The organism is Faecalibacillus faecis, assembly GCF_003024675.1.
Taxonomy (GTDB): domain Bacteria; phylum Bacillota_I; class Bacilli_A; order Erysipelotrichales; family Coprobacillaceae; genus Faecalibacillus; species Faecalibacillus faecis.
The window spans coordinates 98,894-115,764 of record NZ_PYLP01000002.1 but is presented as its reverse complement, the minus strand read 5'-3'; the positions used below and the strand labels follow the sequence as shown (position 1 = coordinate 115,764).

Here is a 16,871-nt window from a genome sequence, read left to right as displayed (position 1 = left end):
AACAAAGATTTACCATTTAGAACGAAATGTTGTGTGGTTAAAAAAGTTCTTTTTCTTTTCTCTTAAAACCACAATAGCATAATAACATGGAAATTAGGGTTCATACTAGGTCCAAATTGGGTCCAATTAGGGCTCACTTTGGGTTCATTTTGGGTCCAAACTAGGTCCAAACTAGGTCCAAATTGGGTCCACTTTTAATAAAAAGTTATCATTTGTGATAAAAATAAAAAGAATGAACATAATTATTCACCCTTGATATTGTTAAAAAAACGGTTATTCAATTCTTCTAAAGATGGCTCGTTATTGAAATTAATATACTTGGACAATTCTAAACACGCCTTTGGGAATTCTCTTTTGTAAGTTGAAACACTTATGCAATAAGATTCATCAAGCGTTCTAATCATTTCAGAATATCCTCTTGAACACACATACGTTCTAATGATGTTTCTATGCCCTGCATTGAGCAAATATAACAATGGCATAAATCTATCCAGTTCTTGATTAAATAGCGCCACACGCTTTGTTAGAAGCTCTCTACGTAACATATTAGAAGTAATTTGTTCTCCTTTAGGTTTTGAAAAACCTCCTGGCATTTCATCACTGTATTTTATAGATTGAGGACTTGGGATGTCCTCTATTTCAAAAGTCAAAGAAAACTTTTCTAGATTGATTTTTCTCAGCTCTTTTAGATAATCCTTAACTTCTTTGATTGTTTCTTTTTCTTCTTCTGTAAAATTCATCCCTTATCCTCCTAAATAGTTAATTACTAATTTTTATGATCTTGATAAATAGCATAAGCAATTATCCCTGCCAATTCGACAAGGATAGTTGCAGCAACTCCGCACCAAAACGTATTAAATTTATTATCATTTCAATCACCTTTTTTCATTTATTTTTTCTCCTCTTTTATTATTTCTACATTGTTATTGTATTTAATGCATTTACCATTCTTATAAGCGACGCATGCATCTTTTAAACAATGATTTAAAATAACTGTTTTATTCGTTCCTCCGCCACGTAAATACGATTCTCTTATTTCAAATCCGGTTAAATCTGGACAATATTTAATCATTTGTTCCCACCTCTTTTTTTTGGAATATGATATGCTTTTTGATAATATTCAACTTCATCTTCGATACGTTCCAATAAGCTCTTTTCTCTTGCTAAATCTTTCTCGCTGGCGTCTGGTCTAGAGATATAGTACTGCAAAGCATGTTTTATGATCTGTAGATTTCTATATGTGCTTCTCATTTTTATCTCCTACATTTGGAACTACAATTGGATAAAATCTATTTTCTTTGAAAGGCGTAAGGTAATCATATTCTTCCTGAACATTTAAATGGACATTTCTATTTTCATCTATTCTCTTTATTTTAGAAATAGTTCTTGTCCACATATCTATAACCCACATACCAGGTTTTAAATTCTTAAACTCAAGAGGTTGAGGAGTGAAATGCTCCTCAATTAACTTTTTCAATCCATTGTAATCTTCATTTATTTCATTAATACCATTAGGACCAATGTTAGCTCTATGAGCATATCCAGCGATATCATCCAATAAACTCATGCATCTTGTTTTAGTCAACATTTTTCATCACCCACTCTTTCATTAATTCAACTCTTTTTTCTTTGTTGCAAAGTGTACATTTACTATCACAAAGACAGTTTCTTATTAACAAGAAATCGCAATTGTGTATTTCTTCATCAAAAATTCTGCACATTTTATCAAGTGCCTTTTCTAATTGACAACATTTATTAACCAACTCTTGCAAAGTGAATATTTCACTATGGTAAAAATCAAAAATAGTTGGTTGATGTTCTTCTATGACATTCTTTTGATCTTCATAAACATATAATTTAATATCACTTGCTTTTAATGTGTTTAGTGCTTCTTGATATTTATTCATCTTCCATTTCTCCTCTCAACTGGAATTGGATAACCATCAGGCAATGACTTGATTAATTTTTTAAATTGATTAATTGTATTTTTTTGTAAAGCTACATAAGAGTTGTTTCCACAACTATCAAGTTCTTCTAATTGTTTATTAAAACTTTCTAGAATATCACTTCTAAATTGAGGTGTTAGTGGTTTAATCATCTAACCACCCCAATTGCTCATAATTTTTCTTTTTTCTTGGTTTGTATGTTTTATCAAAATCAAGGACATCTATTTCATTAAATTGAAAATCTTTGCACTTGTTTATTGATTTGATTGTGCTATCTCTCATTACTTTCTTTTTCACACCACAATAAGCACCATCAGCATAAGTACAGTTAGCACAATATCTACAATATTGTTTCATCTAGCCACCTCTATTTCATTGGTTTAAACTTAATCTTATAAATACTGCTTAAAAAATCTAATCCTGCTTGTGTTACGTAATAATAACTGTCAACAATAGCATTAGATGCTTTCCCTGCATAACCCCATTTAACTAACTTTTCCCAGCTTTCTTTGTATTTTCCACTAGCAACAAAGAAGTTTCTATAATATTCAAAAACTCTTTGACCTTTTCTAATTTTATTTGGATCAAACCCTAAAGCATGACACATATTGTCGATTTCAAATAAAGCATCATCCATTACAACCACCCTTTTTCTTCCATTCTCTTTTTTACTGCAGTAATAAATTTATCAAAATCAATACATTCATCAGGAAAGAAAAATATTTCAATTTCATTTCTTGGTTTTTGTCTATCATCTCTAAAAGATCGTGATTTATTAAACGAAACATATGTATTTAATAAGTCATTTTCTTCATCATCATACATCATTTCTTCGGAATTAAACTTTAATTCTTGTAATCCAATTTCTTCAAACATTTCTTGTGCTGTCATAATTTCTTAACCTTTCTTAACGATATCTTTCAAATCATTTTTAAAATAACATTCCTTGCAAACTGCATATCCGAAACCGTATTTATCCAAAATAATTCTCGATGTATAAGAAGCTCCATATGTGATTTCTTTCCCACATTCGCAACAAGCAATTTTCTTGTTCATATCATCTTCGTAATATGTAGCTCCTGCAGGCAATGCATAATCTTCATATTGGTCAGTTTCCAAATCATATTTTCTAGCAAAAGCATAATCCATTGCAGTATTTAATAAATCAAAAAACTTAATAGCATCTTCATGCGTCATATTCTTGTGGTTTACATCAATGACAACAACACCATGTTCCTTACATAATTTTGACCATTCTTTACCTGTCATTGATATCACGTCCTCTAACTGGTCTATTACGCATAAAATCATCAAAATCCATATTACAATCGGAACATATTTCTGCTTTCTTTGTTACAAGTCCCATGCCACCATCATTTTTAAAACCATACGCTTGATATGAGATTTTATAATTTGTAACCTCTTTAGTTTTGAAAATTCTCTTGCATCTATCACATTGAACAATTCCTCTGTCTATTCTCATTATTTGCTTCCTCTCTTCTTTTCTTAACAATCATTGAAAGTCTTTTATTCCTTTCTTGAATTCTTTGATTTTGCATTCTCAAACGATAATTCTCATTTTCAAGATACTTAATTTTCTCTTGGAGAGGCAAATATTTATCTTCGCCCCATTCCAAAAGTAATTTTCTTAATTCATTACACTTTGACATCAGTTTATATATGCCCCTGAAAGCTTATTTTTCTTTGCCCATTTATTAACAAAAGCAACAACACTATCAGTAGGCCTACAATTATTTTTGCCTCTTAATTGAATAACTTCGTTTCGTCTTAATTCCAATGTGTAGTAAGGATGATTTACATTTTCACGTTTTCTAATCAAAAAGATACTTGTATCTCCTGCTGCATACTTATCGATGTAAGTACGTACGCAATGACTTAGTTCCTTACTTTCATTTATTAGATCCAATGGACTATTGGCAGGTGTAATAATAAATTCATTATCACCAAAACGATATTTATAAAGTTCCTTGATAACACGATTCTTTATCTGCTCTTGTTTTTCCATTGAATCAATGACTTGAATTTTTTTCTCTAATTTATCATGTGATTCTCTTAAATTTTGTGGATATAGTATCTTAGATGTTTTAGGCAATCCAAGCTTTTCTACAAACCTAAGATAATCAAGATAAAAATAAATATTAAAATTATTATCCATCATGTATTTGAGGCTTTTTTTATTGATTTCCATGTTGTTTCTGCTCATTCTTAAATAGCCAATGAATTTATCATACGTATCCAAGTTATATTTAAATATATCTTCTTTGCATTCACGATAATAAGCAATACTGCCACAAGCCTGTAAGTATTTGAGTTCATTTTTACTTTCTAATCCTAATATTGCCAAGCCTTTTTTTGACCATCTGAAATAGTTCATTCCCGTAGTGAGAGCCCATGTTAGATTAAGTTTTGCAAACATTTCGATTTGAGGATGTTTTTCATATAGTTCAAGCCATTCAAAAATTCTATATTCTTGCCATTTACTGTAAGAAAAAGCACAGTACCTATGTTTGGATTCTTCACATTCTTTCGATACTACATGCTTTGCATATTCTTCGTTTTCAATATAAGTGCCATAGTAATACGAACCACGATAGCATTCTCCTAAAATATCAAGGGTAGTATGTTTCGTTACATTCCATTTAGACTCTTCTTGAAATCTTGATTCAGTGTAAAACATGTAATTGATCAAGCACTTGATTCCATAATTTCCTTGATAAACATATCTGGATAACTTATTTCGACACCCACCAAGGTATCTTTGTACTTCAACAATTCTTTTTTGTTTTTTCTTATCTAGCCATCCTTGCCAAACGAAGTAAACTCTAGCAATCAATCTTCCATTCCAAAGTTCGTACCGAGTTACAAAATCAGTTACAACTCCATGAAATTTTTTCTTGTATTTCCATATGTCATCATTGCCATCTTCTGAAATAAAATATTCATTTGCTAAATAGTTAGAATGATCTTCCAAATTTGCTGTTTTAAGTTCTTCCAGCAAAGAATCCAAGTTATTTTGGGTCGTCTTCGTCATAGTAATGCACCGCCCATCCATAAACTACTTCATCTTCAATACAAGCTGTATTTCCTGTGGCTTGTTTTCTAGCATTAGATTCCACAAATTGCCACATATCTGTAATTGATTTTTTAGGATTTCTCATTTTTTCATCCATCCCTGGTACGGACATCAAATATTTAAATATTCTATCAATTGGTGTTTTTAGATTATCTGGAACAGTAGCAATTTGTTCTTCAAGTGTTTTAGGTTTTTTTGTTTCTTTTGCGGATTTCTTTTTACCTGCAGGCTTTTCCTCTGTTTTAGGCTTTTCAGTTTCAGTTGCTTGAACTGTTGCTTGTTTTTGTTCTCCAGTCGCTTGTTTTTCGTCTTCTACAACTGGAGCAGGTTGTTGATCAGCAACTTGTTCAACTTCTTTTTTTACTTTTTTGACCTTTTCATGTTCTTTTTTTTCTTCATCCAATAATGACCATAAATCCATAATTTTAAATCCTCCTGTTATTTTGGTTTTTGATTATTTAATTTGGTTTTCTTTCTCCAATTTCTTCAATACACACTTTTAAACATTCATTTTCAGCATATTCTCTCATGATAACCAATTGACATACTTGAATGTCATCATAGTAAGCAACATCGTTGAGAGCATCCAAAACTACTTTGATGATGTTGTCGATATCAGGTTTTACTGTGCAAAAAAACGTTTTATCCAAAAGACAATTCTTTAATTTTTTAGTGGTTGATTTTGGAACTTCTCTGTATGCGAATATCTTTACTCTTAGAGCCTTGTTACTTTTGTAACTTGTAGTTTTTCGATAATACATTGCTATTTTTTGTTCATAATCTCTTGTTTTCTTAGGTGTATAAGCTCTTACAAATCTTCCTTGTGTTGTAAATCTTGGTCTACCTTTTCCAACGATTGCTCCTGGTACAGTGAACCAAAACTTCTTGTAGTCCGCTTGTATTCCAAGATTAAGCTCGCATTGGGTCGAATTCATCCTCAACACCTCTTGTTTCTTCAATGATTGTTTCATTCATCAATGAGTCAAGTTCCTGTTCTTCCCGATAAGTTTCTTCAGGTTCTTCAACATCCATATTTTCAAACGAATCATATTCTGCAGGTTGTTGAACAAACTCCATTTCCTGTTGATCATACGCATTGTTTTTAGGATCATCTTTGATATTGAAGTAAATTGTCATAGCAATTGTTGTTTGACCACCGTTAAGTTCAATTTGGTCATAAGCCGCCAAGTAGCATTGGTTCCAATCACCAGTCAGGGTAGTAAATTCACTATCACGTTCTTCATCCAGCAAGTAGATATCAGGAGATCCTATCCTGTCTAAAATCTTGTTGTCGTCTTCCGAAATCCAACGATTTGTTACTTCAACGATTTTTGGTATTTTGTATGGATCACCTTTTTCAACGGAAAATACTTTTCTTGAAAGATACCCTGCATGTTTGAAGAAATTTCTAACTGCAATCAGATAGGACTCCTGACAGTTGAAATGTTCAGCTTTAGAAAGCATCATATCTCCGTTTGGTAATTCCGACAGTTCATAAGGGATTTTTCCAAATTCTCTTAATTCATCGTCTAAGAGAAGATTGCTTTGAAAGTCATAAACTGCTGCATAGTTGTTACATACTAAATAAAGTTTTTCATCATCACCATAAAATACTGGTGGATATGCACTGTTTTTCTTGATGATTTCCTTTGCAATTGAAAGAAATCTATGAAAAAACGGTTCTTCGTTCTTTTTTATTAGCATTTTGGTTTCTCCTTTTTGTTTAACTTCTTGTTTTTATAGCAAAATCTTCATTCTAACGAATGTTTTAAGATAATTGGTAAAGTTAATCATCTTTATAGCAAACACTCACTAGAAATGAAAATTTTAAGTTTTTTATTTTAGTTAGAACTGAATATCATCTTCCATGATGTTGTAAGATGGTTGTTCGTTCATAAAATTATCTTGTTGTTGGTTTTGAACAGGTTGTTGATAACTGTTTGCTGGTGCCTGTGCTTGTTGATGATATTGTTGTTCTTCATATTTGTCTCTAGGTTTTGTTTCTAGAAACTGAACTGAGTCACAAACAACTTCAGTAACATAAACACGTTGACCTTGTACATTGTCATAAGTTCTTGAACGAAGTCTTCCTTCAACTCCAACCAATGAACCTTTTGAACAATACTTTTCAACGTTCTCAGCAACCTTGTTCCAGGTAACACACGAAATGTAATCCGCTTGTTGTTCTTCATCATTTCTCTTTGGACGGTTCATTGCTAAAGTAAAACCTGTAACTGCTGAACCATTTTGAGTTCTTCTAAGTTCTGGATCACGTGTCATCCTACCAACTAAAACCACTCTGTTTATCATATCTTCTACTTCCCTTGTTATTTTGATTTTGAAGTTTTTGTTCTAATCTTGCTTTCGCTTCTCCCCTGTATGTAAGAACACCATCATTACGTTTTCTAACATGTTCATCATGTAGGATTTTGACCATTTCCTTATCGTAGTTGCAGTCTTTGAATTTTTTTGAATATTCTCTAGCTTCTTGTGAGTTTGAAAATCTAAATGGAAAGTTTCCAAAGCCATCATCTTCATACTGAATAATTACTGTATTTGGTTTGATCTTTTCTACTGAATAGATGTCTCCGTCAATGTTAGAAATGATTTCAGCAAGATTAGGAATGTATTTGTTAGACTTTGAAAACTTGACAATTGCCTTTTGAACCTGTTCATATGAATATTCTCCAAACATCATCATCCATGTTTCAATCGTATCTTGTGTTATGGCTATTTTTGAATTTGGATAAATACTTTTGTAAAATTTCAAAATCTTTTTAATTTCTAATTTTTCCAAATTTTCTAAATTCCTTTCTGAATGTTGTGTGCCTACTATATATAGCAATCTGCAAAGTCGTATGCGAAGGATTGTTATTTGTGAGTGTGCACACACCACTCGTTCTTTACGTTCTTATACGTTCTTTACGTTCTTATATAATAAAGATAGGATGTAAATTAGATTTACTTTCAATGTATATTTCGTTTACATTCAATGTAAATTAGATTTACTTTCAATGTATATTTCGTTTACATTGAACTGTCTTGATATTTCTTGTAATTGAGTACCTTTATCTCAGTTTTACCTATCCCACCACGAAAACTTTTGTAATCAATTACCTTATTTTCTTTTAGGAATTTCATAAATTTATCTAAAGTAGGCCTTGTGATATTTAAATCTTCCGATATTTCTTTTTTTGAAGTTATCAACGTACCAACCTCACCATATCTACTATCGAAAGTGGCATTGAAGAGGCAGTACGTAAATAACTGCCATGCATAAGGATTTTTGAATACTTCATCCTCCTGTGCTTTTCTATACATTTTTACATAGCCTTTTGTATCTACCTCTTTTGCCATCTAAAGGACTCCTTTACTACATTGACATTGGGTCGAAACTGTCTACTGGAACTGGTTCAGCTTGTTTTTCTTCGCTGATTACATCTTGCATTGTTGGAGCTGTGTTTGCTTCAATTGCTTGATGTGTTTCTTTTTCAGTAGCAACTCCATCAACAACATTTTCATCTTCAAAATGAGGATTTAAGTTTTCATCAATTACTGCATTATCTGAAGTGATAGCTTTTTCAATTGCTTCAGTTGATAATAAAGCATGTTTTGATAATAATTGACGAAGCATTGTTTTCTTAGCCATTTCATCAAAGTTCTTATACCAAAAGCTTGAATATTGCCATTCAGTTTTAGGATCATATTTTCCAGCTTCATAATCAGCAAATGAAACTTTAGGATATTTTCCTGTTGTTGCTTCTTTAGAAAATGCTTGTGAATATTTATCAGCGTGATTAAGCATCTTTTCTTTAGACCAATATAAACGTTTGATATATCCGTTTTTCATTTCAAAGTAAGCCATATATCCAACTACTGGTAGATTTTCTCTTACATCATCATCTTGAACAAATTCAAACTCCGGCTTACCTGTTAACTTATTACGTCCTTTGTATTCTCCTTCTCTAATTTCCGTAGCATCAATATCAACATATTCATTTGATCTGATTGCTAATTGAAGATACCCTTTATAACCAATTTGAAATTGTGCTTCTGTACAATTTCTTTTTTTATTTTTATAAGGAACCATATAGAAATATCCAAGTTGAGGACTAGGTTTAAGATGTAAACTTTGCCCAAGCAATGCTGCACTGATAATTGTTTGTGGATCACATTCAGCTAATGCTGGATTTGTATTAACTGCACTTGTAATTGATGTGATAAATTCTTGTGAATCAGTTGCGCCAACCATTTGATGGATTTTAGTTCTCATGATGCTTGAATTGATTAAATTGTTGAATTTTTTGATACCAGTTGCTACTGGATTTTTAGTTGCTTGTTGTACCATGCTTTGTACTGCCATAATTTATTTTCTCCTTTTGTTTAGTGTTATAATTTACCTCGAAAGTGAGGTGATAAAATGAATGAAAATGTTGTGAGTGAGGTAATAGAGGTTGATTCAGAATATGAATGCAATAGATTATTAAATACTGGTTACTACATTTTTTTAAATTGCTATGCAGTTACATATGAATCTAAACAGTTCCCTGGAGTACCTACTCAACAAATTTATTATTGTTTAGGGAAAATTAGCTATTAAGCTATTCTCCCCATAACGATTACTGGATTATCTGGTTGAGGGAAATATACATTTAGAATTATCCATTTTCCGCTTTGGATTCTAATTGCTATTTCCTTCAAACTATTTAATTCAGCCACTTCTTTTACGCTGTTCATTAGTTTACTTCCTTTACGTTATATTTATTGATCACTCCTGTTTGAGGATCACTTAATTCTTTTTCAGTTAGTTTCACTTCTCCAAAGCTGAATGTTGGATTGATGCTCTTAATTACATCCATGTAACGATTTAACATTTGAAGCGCTGCTAAATCACCTTCAAATTCAAATGTTCTTTTCCATTTTTGACCTTCAAATTTTGGAGGCGTTTGTTTGATTTCAGTAACGACATATTTATCATTTACATTTGCAATTGTTTCATCTCCACGTTTAACTGGTGTGTATTTTGGTTGAGTTGCTTCATCAGCTGAGTGAATAGCTTGTTTTCTTGCTTGTTCCAATTCCTTTTGATGTTGAAGCTCCACTTCTTTTTGTTTCTTCTCAAATTCTTCTTTTTGTTTAGCTAACGCCTGAGATTGTTTTTTGATAATGTCTACTTCATCAGTAATCATTTCAGTCACTTTAGGAAGTCCTTCAGTTTTTAAAAGTGATTGAAATTTTTTTCTTGAAATGAGTTTTTCATCAACGTTTGCAATATGACATGCATTTGTGATTGTTTTTTCGACCATTTCTAGATTCAATTTGTAGTTCTTTTCTTTTTCCATTAAATCATTGAACTGTGCTTCTACCTGTTCTTTGAATTTCTTTTTAGATGTTGAAGTGTTTAGCCATTTTTCATCAAAAACGAATAGATCAGCATATTCTTGAGAAAGCATTCCTTTTGAAACCAATGCTTTTTTTAATTGGTCGATTGCTGTTTGATACTCTTTTTTTAGAGCGTCTTTTTGTTTCTTTACATACACATCTACATTTTCAGCGACCATATCTGCAGTTTCATTTAGTGCATTAACGACTGAACCTACTTTTTTCTTAAACTCTTCTAAAGGCTCTTTATATGCCTTTTCTAATGCTTTTCTTTCAGCATCTAATTTTTTAGCATACGAACGATATAATGGAACCATTCCTTCTCCTTTTTTAACAAAGTCCTTATAGTTGCTTTCATCAACAACTACACCCTTTTTAGCTTCAATTGCTGGAATCAGTTTGACAATGTCATCAATATTTGAAACGATTGCTTCATTTGCAGGACGTTTTTGAACTTCCAATGAAAGATGCTTTTCATCAATGTTTACTTGTTCATCAATGATTTCAGCTTTTGCTTCAATAACTTTTTCTTCATCCGCTGGTCTAAAGAATTCAATCGTATTGACTACTTTGTATCTTGGATCAATTGTTTGTGATGCTGTTTGCCAATAAACAATCTTGTTTTGCATTAAGATTGTAATTGGTTGGTTTCCTGGATAAGGTAATTTGATAACCGGTTCCCCATTTGAAAGAAAACAGTTATTGATTGATAAGAAGTTGATTACCTTATCAAAATCTTCTTTGGTTGAAATACTGACTGCTACAAATTCATTGAGCAATCCTTGTTGTAATTCGTTCATTTCTTTTCCTCCTGATAATCTTTAAATTGTTTTTAATTCTTTGTTTCTATTTTCTAAAAACGGTGGTGGTGTTTGTGTTTCGATTAAGTTCCAGTACCACAACTCCGTTTTAAATAGATATTTTGCATCTAGCACCAAATCATCATAGTGAAGATAAACAACTCTTGTTTCTTGCTTCCCTGCGCCATTGTTAGCCCAAGGGATATCTAAAATTGCATATAAGACAAAATGTCTTAATCCTGTGGTTATCATGTAATGCAGGACTTGAAAGTAATAAGTAATTGGAATATGATCATTAGTCCATTCTTTGAGCATTGCACTATTTTGAATAGTGGTTGATTTGATTTCCAATCCCCATTTTTCTTTAGTTGCAATCTCAATCATTGACCCATCAAGATTTGCTCTTAAAAATGGATATTTCTTGTTTGATAAACTGATATCCTTTGTATCAACTAGTTCGAACTTATTTTTATAGAGCACACCGAACAATTCAATGAGAACTGGTTCCAATGCATTCCCTTTTTCAATTGCTTCACTTGTTTGAAATACAGGCTTTTTACGACCTGTTTTTTCTTCCCAAAGTTCATAGGGAGTCTTGTAATTACTTACGTTCATCACAATTCCTGCATCAGAACCGCCAATTCCTTGGCCTCTTAATCGATGCCAATGTTCTTCATTCTTGACATAATCAATATTGCAATTAGGAAAGAACTTCTCATAGTTCGTAGTTTCCATCTTCTAGATCCTTTTGATATTTGGTAAGTTTTTGCTCCATTGAATTGAGTTCCATATGTTCTTCATTAGTTAGCAAATCCTTACAGCTTAAACACATGATGTTTGTTTCTAAATCAGCAACTTTCTCTTCTAATTCTTTCTTCTTCATCTTCTAATGCTCCTTTAAATTGTTCTTGGATGTAGTTATCCAATTCATTACTGCAATGCATGAAAGCATTTTTAGCCGGTACAAACATTTCTTTGACTTTATCAACATCAATATCAATTGGAGCCATTTCTAAGAAAAGACTTCCTAAAATGTTCCAATCAGCATCAGCTAATACCGAAAGCGCATCTCCATCTTTCTTGATGCTTAATTCTAATTTAAGTAATGGTACTGCTGGTCTTTCATATGTTCCTGTTTCCTTTTCAGTTGAACCAATTTGAACAACCTTGACATCTGCACCTGCAGCTTTTGCGGCTTGGATGATGTCTTCTAATAATTTTTTATCCATAACTATTCCTCTCTTTTTATATAGACTTCTACTTGATATTTCTGTTGCTTTGGACTTTCAACAAAAATGTCTATCTTATTGCCCTTTATGGCACCTCCACAATCTTCGGCGATATATTCATTACCGTTGATTAGGACTACGGAGCCATAAGGGATAACTGAAGGATCTACTGCAATTGTTTTTCCTTCTTCAGCAATAACACCTGTTGAGGTCAAACGACCGTATCGATCTTCTCCGGGCCAGTAATAAGTGATAACGAACTGGCCGAGAACTCTTCATTTTTGAAGTTCTTCCACTTGCTTTATCAGATACTCATTATCTTTTTGAGCACTTGTATAAAGCTCCTGATACTTCTCTTTTTGAGATACCGATTCATTGTAATAATCCTTTAACAACGCCATCTGTTCCTGTTGCTCCTTGATAGCTTCATTACATTGATCCAATTTACTTTCGTAATAGCAAACAGGACCTGCAAAGCATCCAAAGAGCAATATTCCAATTAAGAAATATGCCTTTTTAGTTAGCTTCATATTGCATTTTCTCCTTTTATTTTTTATAATTTATTTGGTTATTTTGGTTTTTATTTGATTAAATCAGTGCTTTGATAAGTGCTGATTTTTTCATTTGATAAATGCATCGATAAAACTTGTAACTCCAATCGCACATAGCTTTGCAAGTATTAGTGCAAGACCTATTACTGTTGCAAGACCTCTTCCTGATAATCTTTCCATAGCAATTGCTCCTTTTCTAAAGAACTAAATTACGTACTTCACTTGACAGCTCTTCAAATTCAATGCTTGAAATCAAATCCAACGCACAAGCAACTTCAATAATTGCTTTCACTCTGATGTATTGATCAGAAACATGTGAACATTCCATATCGAATTCACACATTTTTTAATTAGCTTCATTTGGTGAACAATTTTTAAATTCTTCTGTAGCTTTTTCTTTACGTTTAACAAGCTTTTTTAAATACTCTTTTTCATTTTTGATTTTGAACTTGATAATACCTATTTGATTTTCTCTATCCATACTATTTTTCCTTTCCATTACCAGCCATCAAAGGACCAACCTCTTGTGTTTAAAATGAAATATTTCACAATTAATGTCTATGACTTTAAGTACCAACCGTTAAAACTAAAGAATTTTTTATTTATAAAAGGAGTTGAGATTGGCCCTTTGATGACTAGTAATTTATTTAATTGTTTTAAGCTAAACTATCTACATATTCTTTAGCTTTTTTTGCCTTGTGATAATTGCTTACGTCAAGACCTGCATACTTTCTTTGAAATTCCAAGATTTCTTGTTGACTGAACTTTCTACCACGCCCTAATCTGATAGGATGAAATATTTCAAGGTCAATAAAGTTAAGTAACTGGTCTCTTGAAATTCCTAGATCTTCACGTAATTCTTTTTCAGTGAGCATCTTTGTTGGTCTGACTTCCATGTGTGTTTCCTCCTTTCAAAAATTTCCAAATTGTGATAAAATATTGTTACACTACGATATCGAAAGTTAATATCTAGTTAGGAGGTGGTCGCATGTTAAAAGCGGCTTTAAACTCCCCTATTCTTCTAAAATAAAATTTACACATTCATGTGCTAGCAGGTGATGCTTGTTTGTACTAGTGACAGCCAATTTATTTATATAAACGACTAGTACGTTTTCAAGAAAAACGGCTATTTTATAAACTGTAGCTTTAAGGTAAATTCTATTTGTCTCATTGTAGGGTAACAAAGCAGATGCATACTGCTTTAAGTTTGAGACTTGATAAGTGTTGGATATCAAAGAAGTAAACAAATCGTGCAGCCGTTAGTACCAACACTACTAATGGCTTTTTTATTTACTGAAAAATATTTGATCAACACTCTCATTTGGAAAACTTCTCTTAAATTTTGCTAGAAATTCATAACTGGGATTTTGATAACCACTTTCCACTTTGTAGTAGTACGATGGAGAAACGCCTATTCTCTTAGCCATGTTCTTTTGAGACATATGCAAGCTCTCCCTGAATTTCCTTAATTTGTCCATTTAGATTTATCCTTTCTATAACGTGTTTGATAAAGCAACAATAACAACCGCAATTTCCGATTGCTTTCTTGTTTTTGCTTGTGGGGTTACGTTTTTCCAGTTTGCTATTCTATCCATACAATTTCTTAAAACAGCCATGGTAATTGGATATCTTTGTTCAACATTTTCCATTTTTCTTTGCTCCTTTCTTATGCCAACTTATTGAAATCATTTATGAGACTTTCTAGTCTTTTTGTTCCATTTTCTACTTCAACAATGATTTCTTTTAATTTTTTTAATTGTTTTAGATTCATTCTTTGTAAAAGTTTTAATAGTTCTATAATTTCTTGCTGATTTAAGCCATTCATCGCTACTTCTCCTTTTTTAAACATAAAGCCTCTTATCGTTTACTATATGTAAACATTTTGATTAAAAAAATAACTCATCAATAGTTACCAGCTTTTCATTTTGTTTCTGTAAAGCATTATTGATGTGAGACTTTATTTTCTTTTTCTCACGATCATTAAATGGTACTTGCCCACTTTCTTTCTTATTGAACGATGTTCTAGAAATATTCAGTAATTTAGCCCAATCAAGTTGAGTTTCATTAAGCATATTTCTATATCCTTTTACTTTATTCATATCACCACCCCCTTGTAAGATTACTATTTGTAAACATCTTTTACATTACTATAGTAACTTATAGTAATGTAATTGTCAATAATTTTGTTTACTTTTAGTTACTTTCACTTAAATTCCTTTCAATGTGATGTTAACATTAAGTTAACAAAGGAGGTTTTGACTATGCCTTTAGGAGAAAATATCAAACGACTTAGAAAATTAAATAATTTAACACAGCAAAGGCTTGCAGACCAATTAAACAAGTCTAAAACATTAATAGCTTTATGGGAAAAAGAAGAACGTGACCCATCTTCTATGGATTTAAAAAGAATGGCAGAGATTTTTAATGTTAAACTGGATGAACTTTTAGATACTTTACCTGTTTTTTCAAACACAGAAACATATGAAATAAACAGTGAACAAGTTCTTAAACCAATTCTTGGTGTTGTAAAAGCAGGATATAATTTATATTGTGATGAAAATATCGAGGGCTATAAACCTGTTGATAAAAGTAAAGCTAAAGGTGCTGAATGTTTTTGGCTTCGTGTGACAGGAAATAGCATGAATGCTATCGGTATTATTGAAGGTTCACTCGTCCTCGTAAAAAAAGTTATTGTAGAAAATAATCAAATTGCTGTAGTAAGAGTAAACGGTAATGAAGCAACTGTTAAGCAAGTTATTTTTGATGATGATACAGTTATATTACAGCCATTATCTACTGATCCAACCAATAAACCACTTATATTAAAGAAAGATGACTTTGACAATAATCATGCTGAAATAATTGGTAAAGTGGTAGAAGTAAGCTTTAACCCTAATGAAATGTTAGGTAACAATTATTAAGATTAAAATTATATAAATATGCACTTATTTTAATAAAAAACTTGCAAATTTATACTTTTCAAAACGATATTATTTAATGTATTAACTAGGAGGTGTTTTAATGAAAACTCAATTTACATTTAGTGATCCAAATTACAAAATTCACAAGTTAGAAGAAATTGAAAAGATAAATTCTCGTGAAGAATTATATGATTTTTTTTGGGAAATATTTAGAAGTTACAAAGATCAAATAATTGCATTTTGTCCCCATTGTGGTGATGAAAGAAGGATGGAAATTGAATTAAAACATTTTGATGACGACAGAAACCCTTATAGATACTCAATGGGAGCACCTCATGGAACTATTTATCCAAACAATTTAAATTCAACAAAAGAAAAAAAGTCAATTGCAGTCTCTAAATTTCCAATAATTTTAAAATGTACATGTTTACAATGTAATTCTCAAGTAATTACTTTAATTTATTTAGATGCTAACCAGAAATTAAAATATGCTTTTTTATATGATACCTATACTGGTGCAATTACTCCTAATACCCCTGATGAAATTAAATATTATTTAACAGAAGCTTTTAAATGTAGAGCAATAGGTGCATATAGCGCTGCAGTCTCAATGTATAGAAGTGCTTTAGAATGGTTGATGCACCTTAATGGTTACAAAGCTGGTATGTTAGGGAAAAAATTAAATAATTTTTTTAAAGATATTGATAATAAAAACGCTCCTGAATGGGCATATAGTATTCCAAAAAATATTCTTGAAGTAATAAAAAAATTAGGAAATGAATCTATTCATACAAATAACGGTAATTTATCAATCCAAGATAAAATGGATATTGATTTAATACATAAAATAGATTTAGCTTTTAAATACATCTTAGAAATAGCATATGAGCAACCTCAAAGGCTATTAGCTTTAAGCAAGCAATTTGACAATGTATAAATAACCAGCAA

Annotated in this window: 36 protein-coding genes; 3 read left to right on the top strand and 33 right to left on the bottom strand. The window is 31.5% G+C overall.

What is annotated here, in order from left to right:
• Positions 1–242 precede the first annotated feature (242 nt).
• The 19 genes from C7U55_RS02525 to C7U55_RS02430 all read right to left on the bottom strand — a co-directional run bounded on the left by C7U55_RS02525 (position 243) and on the right by C7U55_RS02430 (position 9,403).
• Complete coding sequence (locus tag C7U55_RS02525; protein WP_106987207.1) at positions 243–740, bottom strand: hypothetical protein; 498 nt, start codon at positions 738–740, stop codon at positions 243–245.
• A gap of 149 nt (positions 741–889) precedes the next feature.
• Positions 890–1,072, bottom strand: a complete 183-nt coding sequence (locus C7U55_RS02520) for a hypothetical protein (protein ID WP_106987206.1) — start codon at positions 1,070–1,072, stop codon at positions 890–892.
• The gene (locus C7U55_RS02515) at positions 1,069–1,251 is read right to left on the bottom strand and encodes a hypothetical protein (protein WP_106987205.1); all 183 of its coding nucleotides are present in this window, start codon (positions 1,249–1,251) and stop codon (positions 1,069–1,071) included. The genes C7U55_RS02520 and C7U55_RS02515 overlap by 4 nt, the downstream gene beginning before the upstream one ends.
• Entirely contained in the window at positions 1,235–1,588 is a 354-nt protein-coding gene (locus tag C7U55_RS02510; protein ID WP_106987204.1) for a hypothetical protein, read from the bottom strand. Before C7U55_RS02510 ends, C7U55_RS02515 begins: the two co-directional genes overlap by 17 nt.
• Positions 1,578–1,907: a hypothetical protein gene (locus tag C7U55_RS02505; RefSeq protein WP_106987203.1), complete on the bottom strand. Its 330-nt coding sequence runs from the start codon at positions 1,905–1,907 to the stop codon at positions 1,578–1,580. The genes C7U55_RS02510 and C7U55_RS02505 overlap by 11 nt, the downstream gene beginning before the upstream one ends.
• Positions 1,904–2,098 (bottom strand): hypothetical protein, encoded by a 195-nt coding sequence (locus C7U55_RS02500; protein WP_106987202.1) that lies wholly within the window; start codon positions 2,096–2,098, stop codon positions 1,904–1,906. The genes C7U55_RS02505 and C7U55_RS02500 overlap by 4 nt, the downstream gene beginning before the upstream one ends.
• Entirely contained in the window at positions 2,091–2,303 is a 213-nt protein-coding gene (locus tag C7U55_RS02495; protein WP_106987201.1) for a hypothetical protein, read from the bottom strand. The genes C7U55_RS02500 and C7U55_RS02495 overlap by 8 nt, the downstream gene beginning before the upstream one ends.
• Before the next feature lie 10 nt (positions 2,304–2,313).
• A complete protein-coding gene (locus C7U55_RS02490; RefSeq protein WP_106987200.1) occupies positions 2,314–2,583 on the bottom strand; it encodes a hypothetical protein in 270 nt (89 codons plus the stop codon).
• Positions 2,583–2,837, bottom strand: coding sequence for a hypothetical protein (locus tag C7U55_RS02485; protein WP_106987199.1), 255 nt, complete (start codon positions 2,835–2,837; stop codon positions 2,583–2,585). The genes C7U55_RS02490 and C7U55_RS02485 overlap by 1 nt, the downstream gene beginning before the upstream one ends.
• 6 nt (positions 2,838–2,843) lie before the next feature.
• Positions 2,844–3,215, bottom strand: coding sequence for a hypothetical protein (locus tag C7U55_RS02480; protein ID WP_106987198.1), 372 nt, complete (start codon positions 3,213–3,215; stop codon positions 2,844–2,846).
• On the bottom strand, positions 3,205–3,429 hold the full coding sequence (locus C7U55_RS02475; RefSeq protein ID WP_106987197.1) for a hypothetical protein: 225 nt from the start codon (positions 3,427–3,429) through the stop codon (positions 3,205–3,207). The genes C7U55_RS02480 and C7U55_RS02475 overlap by 11 nt, the downstream gene beginning before the upstream one ends.
• A 186-nt stretch (positions 3,430–3,615) precedes the next feature.
• Positions 3,616–4,998 (bottom strand): PcfJ domain-containing protein, encoded by a 1,383-nt coding sequence (locus C7U55_RS02465; RefSeq protein ID WP_162297395.1) that lies wholly within the window; start codon positions 4,996–4,998, stop codon positions 3,616–3,618.
• Positions 4,976–5,461 carry a Cas9 inhibitor AcrIIA9 family protein gene (locus C7U55_RS02460; protein ID WP_106987194.1) on the bottom strand — a complete coding sequence of 162 codons (486 nt, stop codon included), beginning with the start codon at positions 5,459–5,461 and terminating at the stop codon, positions 4,976–4,978. The genes C7U55_RS02465 and C7U55_RS02460 overlap by 23 nt, the downstream gene beginning before the upstream one ends.
• Before the next feature lie 37 nt (positions 5,462–5,498).
• Positions 5,499–5,975: a RusA family crossover junction endodeoxyribonuclease gene (locus tag C7U55_RS02455; RefSeq protein WP_162297394.1), complete on the bottom strand. Its 477-nt coding sequence runs from the start codon at positions 5,973–5,975 to the stop codon at positions 5,499–5,501.
• Positions 5,950–6,744: a hypothetical protein gene (locus tag C7U55_RS02450; RefSeq protein WP_106987192.1), complete on the bottom strand. Its 795-nt coding sequence runs from the start codon at positions 6,742–6,744 to the stop codon at positions 5,950–5,952. Before C7U55_RS02450 ends, C7U55_RS02455 begins: the two co-directional genes overlap by 26 nt.
• Before the next feature lie 141 nt (positions 6,745–6,885).
• A complete protein-coding gene (locus tag C7U55_RS02445; protein ID WP_106987191.1) occupies positions 6,886–7,350 on the bottom strand; it encodes a single-stranded DNA-binding protein in 465 nt (154 codons plus the stop codon).
• A complete protein-coding gene (locus C7U55_RS02440) occupies positions 7,322–7,837 on the bottom strand; it encodes a replicative helicase loader/inhibitor (protein WP_162297393.1) in 516 nt (171 codons plus the stop codon). Before C7U55_RS02440 ends, C7U55_RS02445 begins: the two co-directional genes overlap by 29 nt.
• Before the next feature lie 230 nt (positions 7,838–8,067).
• Entirely contained in the window at positions 8,068–8,397 is a 330-nt protein-coding gene (locus tag C7U55_RS02435; protein ID WP_106987189.1) for a cyclic nucleotide-binding domain-containing protein, read from the bottom strand.
• A gap of 16 nt (positions 8,398–8,413) precedes the next feature.
• Entirely contained in the window at positions 8,414–9,403 is a 990-nt protein-coding gene (locus C7U55_RS02430) for a recombinase RecT (protein ID WP_106987188.1), read from the bottom strand.
• A gap of 57 nt (positions 9,404–9,460) precedes the next feature.
• Between C7U55_RS02430 and C7U55_RS02425 the strand changes: the two genes are divergently transcribed.
• Positions 9,461–9,640 carry a hypothetical protein gene (locus C7U55_RS02425; protein ID WP_106987187.1) on the top strand — a complete coding sequence of 60 codons (180 nt, stop codon included), beginning with the start codon at positions 9,461–9,463 and terminating at the stop codon, positions 9,638–9,640.
• Here the strand turns inward: C7U55_RS02425 and C7U55_RS13490 are convergent.
• The 14 genes from C7U55_RS13490 to C7U55_RS02380 form a co-directional block, all read right to left on the bottom strand.
• On the bottom strand, positions 9,637–9,777 hold the full coding sequence (locus C7U55_RS13490) for a hypothetical protein (protein ID WP_155522371.1): 141 nt from the start codon (positions 9,775–9,777) through the stop codon (positions 9,637–9,639). The genes C7U55_RS02425 and C7U55_RS13490 overlap by 4 nt on opposite strands.
• Entirely contained in the window at positions 9,777–11,222 is a 1,446-nt protein-coding gene (locus tag C7U55_RS02420; RefSeq protein ID WP_106987186.1) for a DUF1351 domain-containing protein, read from the bottom strand. Before C7U55_RS02420 ends, C7U55_RS13490 begins: the two co-directional genes overlap by 1 nt.
• A gap of 21 nt (positions 11,223–11,243) precedes the next feature.
• Entirely contained in the window at positions 11,244–11,957 is a 714-nt protein-coding gene (locus C7U55_RS02415; protein ID WP_106987185.1) for a lambda-exonuclease family protein, read from the bottom strand.
• Positions 11,938–12,105, bottom strand: coding sequence for a hypothetical protein (locus tag C7U55_RS13485; protein ID WP_155522370.1), 168 nt, complete (start codon positions 12,103–12,105; stop codon positions 11,938–11,940). Before C7U55_RS13485 ends, C7U55_RS02415 begins: the two co-directional genes overlap by 20 nt.
• Positions 12,071–12,451 (bottom strand): hypothetical protein, encoded by a 381-nt coding sequence (locus C7U55_RS02410; protein ID WP_106987184.1) that lies wholly within the window; start codon positions 12,449–12,451, stop codon positions 12,071–12,073. The genes C7U55_RS13485 and C7U55_RS02410 overlap by 35 nt, the downstream gene beginning before the upstream one ends.
• A 2-nt stretch (positions 12,452–12,453) precedes the next feature.
• Positions 12,454–12,666, bottom strand: a complete 213-nt coding sequence (locus tag C7U55_RS02405; protein WP_318025903.1) for a 3D domain-containing protein — start codon at positions 12,664–12,666, stop codon at positions 12,454–12,456.
• A 60-nt stretch (positions 12,667–12,726) separates the two neighbouring features.
• Positions 12,727–12,981 (bottom strand): hypothetical protein, encoded by a 255-nt coding sequence (locus C7U55_RS02400; protein ID WP_106987182.1) that lies wholly within the window; start codon positions 12,979–12,981, stop codon positions 12,727–12,729.
• Between the two features lie 217 nt (positions 12,982–13,198).
• Entirely contained in the window at positions 13,199–13,330 is a 132-nt protein-coding gene (locus C7U55_RS14075; protein WP_275666239.1) for a hypothetical protein, read from the bottom strand.
• 18 nt (positions 13,331–13,348) lie between these two features.
• The gene (locus tag C7U55_RS14070; RefSeq protein WP_275666238.1) at positions 13,349–13,483 is read right to left on the bottom strand and encodes a hypothetical protein; all 135 of its coding nucleotides are present in this window, start codon (positions 13,481–13,483) and stop codon (positions 13,349–13,351) included.
• Between the two features lie 175 nt (positions 13,484–13,658).
• Positions 13,659–13,898 (bottom strand): MerR family transcriptional regulator, encoded by a 240-nt coding sequence (locus C7U55_RS02395; protein WP_106987181.1) that lies wholly within the window; start codon positions 13,896–13,898, stop codon positions 13,659–13,661.
• A 390-nt stretch (positions 13,899–14,288) separates the two neighbouring features.
• Positions 14,289–14,480, bottom strand: a complete 192-nt coding sequence (locus C7U55_RS14200) for a helix-turn-helix transcriptional regulator (RefSeq protein ID WP_106987180.1) — start codon at positions 14,478–14,480, stop codon at positions 14,289–14,291.
• Positions 14,481–14,495: 15 nt separating this feature from the next.
• A complete protein-coding gene (locus C7U55_RS13480; protein ID WP_155522369.1) occupies positions 14,496–14,651 on the bottom strand; it encodes a hypothetical protein in 156 nt (51 codons plus the stop codon).
• A 17-nt stretch (positions 14,652–14,668) separates the two neighbouring features.
• Complete coding sequence (locus C7U55_RS02385; RefSeq protein ID WP_106987179.1) at positions 14,669–14,851, bottom strand: hypothetical protein; 183 nt, start codon at positions 14,849–14,851, stop codon at positions 14,669–14,671.
• A 37-nt stretch (positions 14,852–14,888) separates the two neighbouring features.
• Positions 14,889–15,101: a transcriptional regulator gene (locus C7U55_RS02380; RefSeq protein WP_106987178.1), complete on the bottom strand. Its 213-nt coding sequence runs from the start codon at positions 15,099–15,101 to the stop codon at positions 14,889–14,891.
• A 162-nt stretch (positions 15,102–15,263) separates the two neighbouring features.
• Between C7U55_RS02380 and C7U55_RS02375 the strand changes: the two genes are divergently transcribed.
• Both C7U55_RS02375 and C7U55_RS02370 read left to right on the top strand, forming a co-directional pair.
• Positions 15,264–15,923 (top strand): helix-turn-helix domain-containing protein, encoded by a 660-nt coding sequence (locus tag C7U55_RS02375; protein ID WP_106987177.1) that lies wholly within the window; start codon positions 15,264–15,266, stop codon positions 15,921–15,923.
• A gap of 100 nt (positions 15,924–16,023) precedes the next feature.
• Positions 16,024–16,860, top strand: coding sequence for a DUF4145 domain-containing protein (locus C7U55_RS02370; protein ID WP_106987176.1), 837 nt, complete (start codon positions 16,024–16,026; stop codon positions 16,858–16,860).
• Positions 16,861–16,871: the final 11 nt, after the last annotated feature.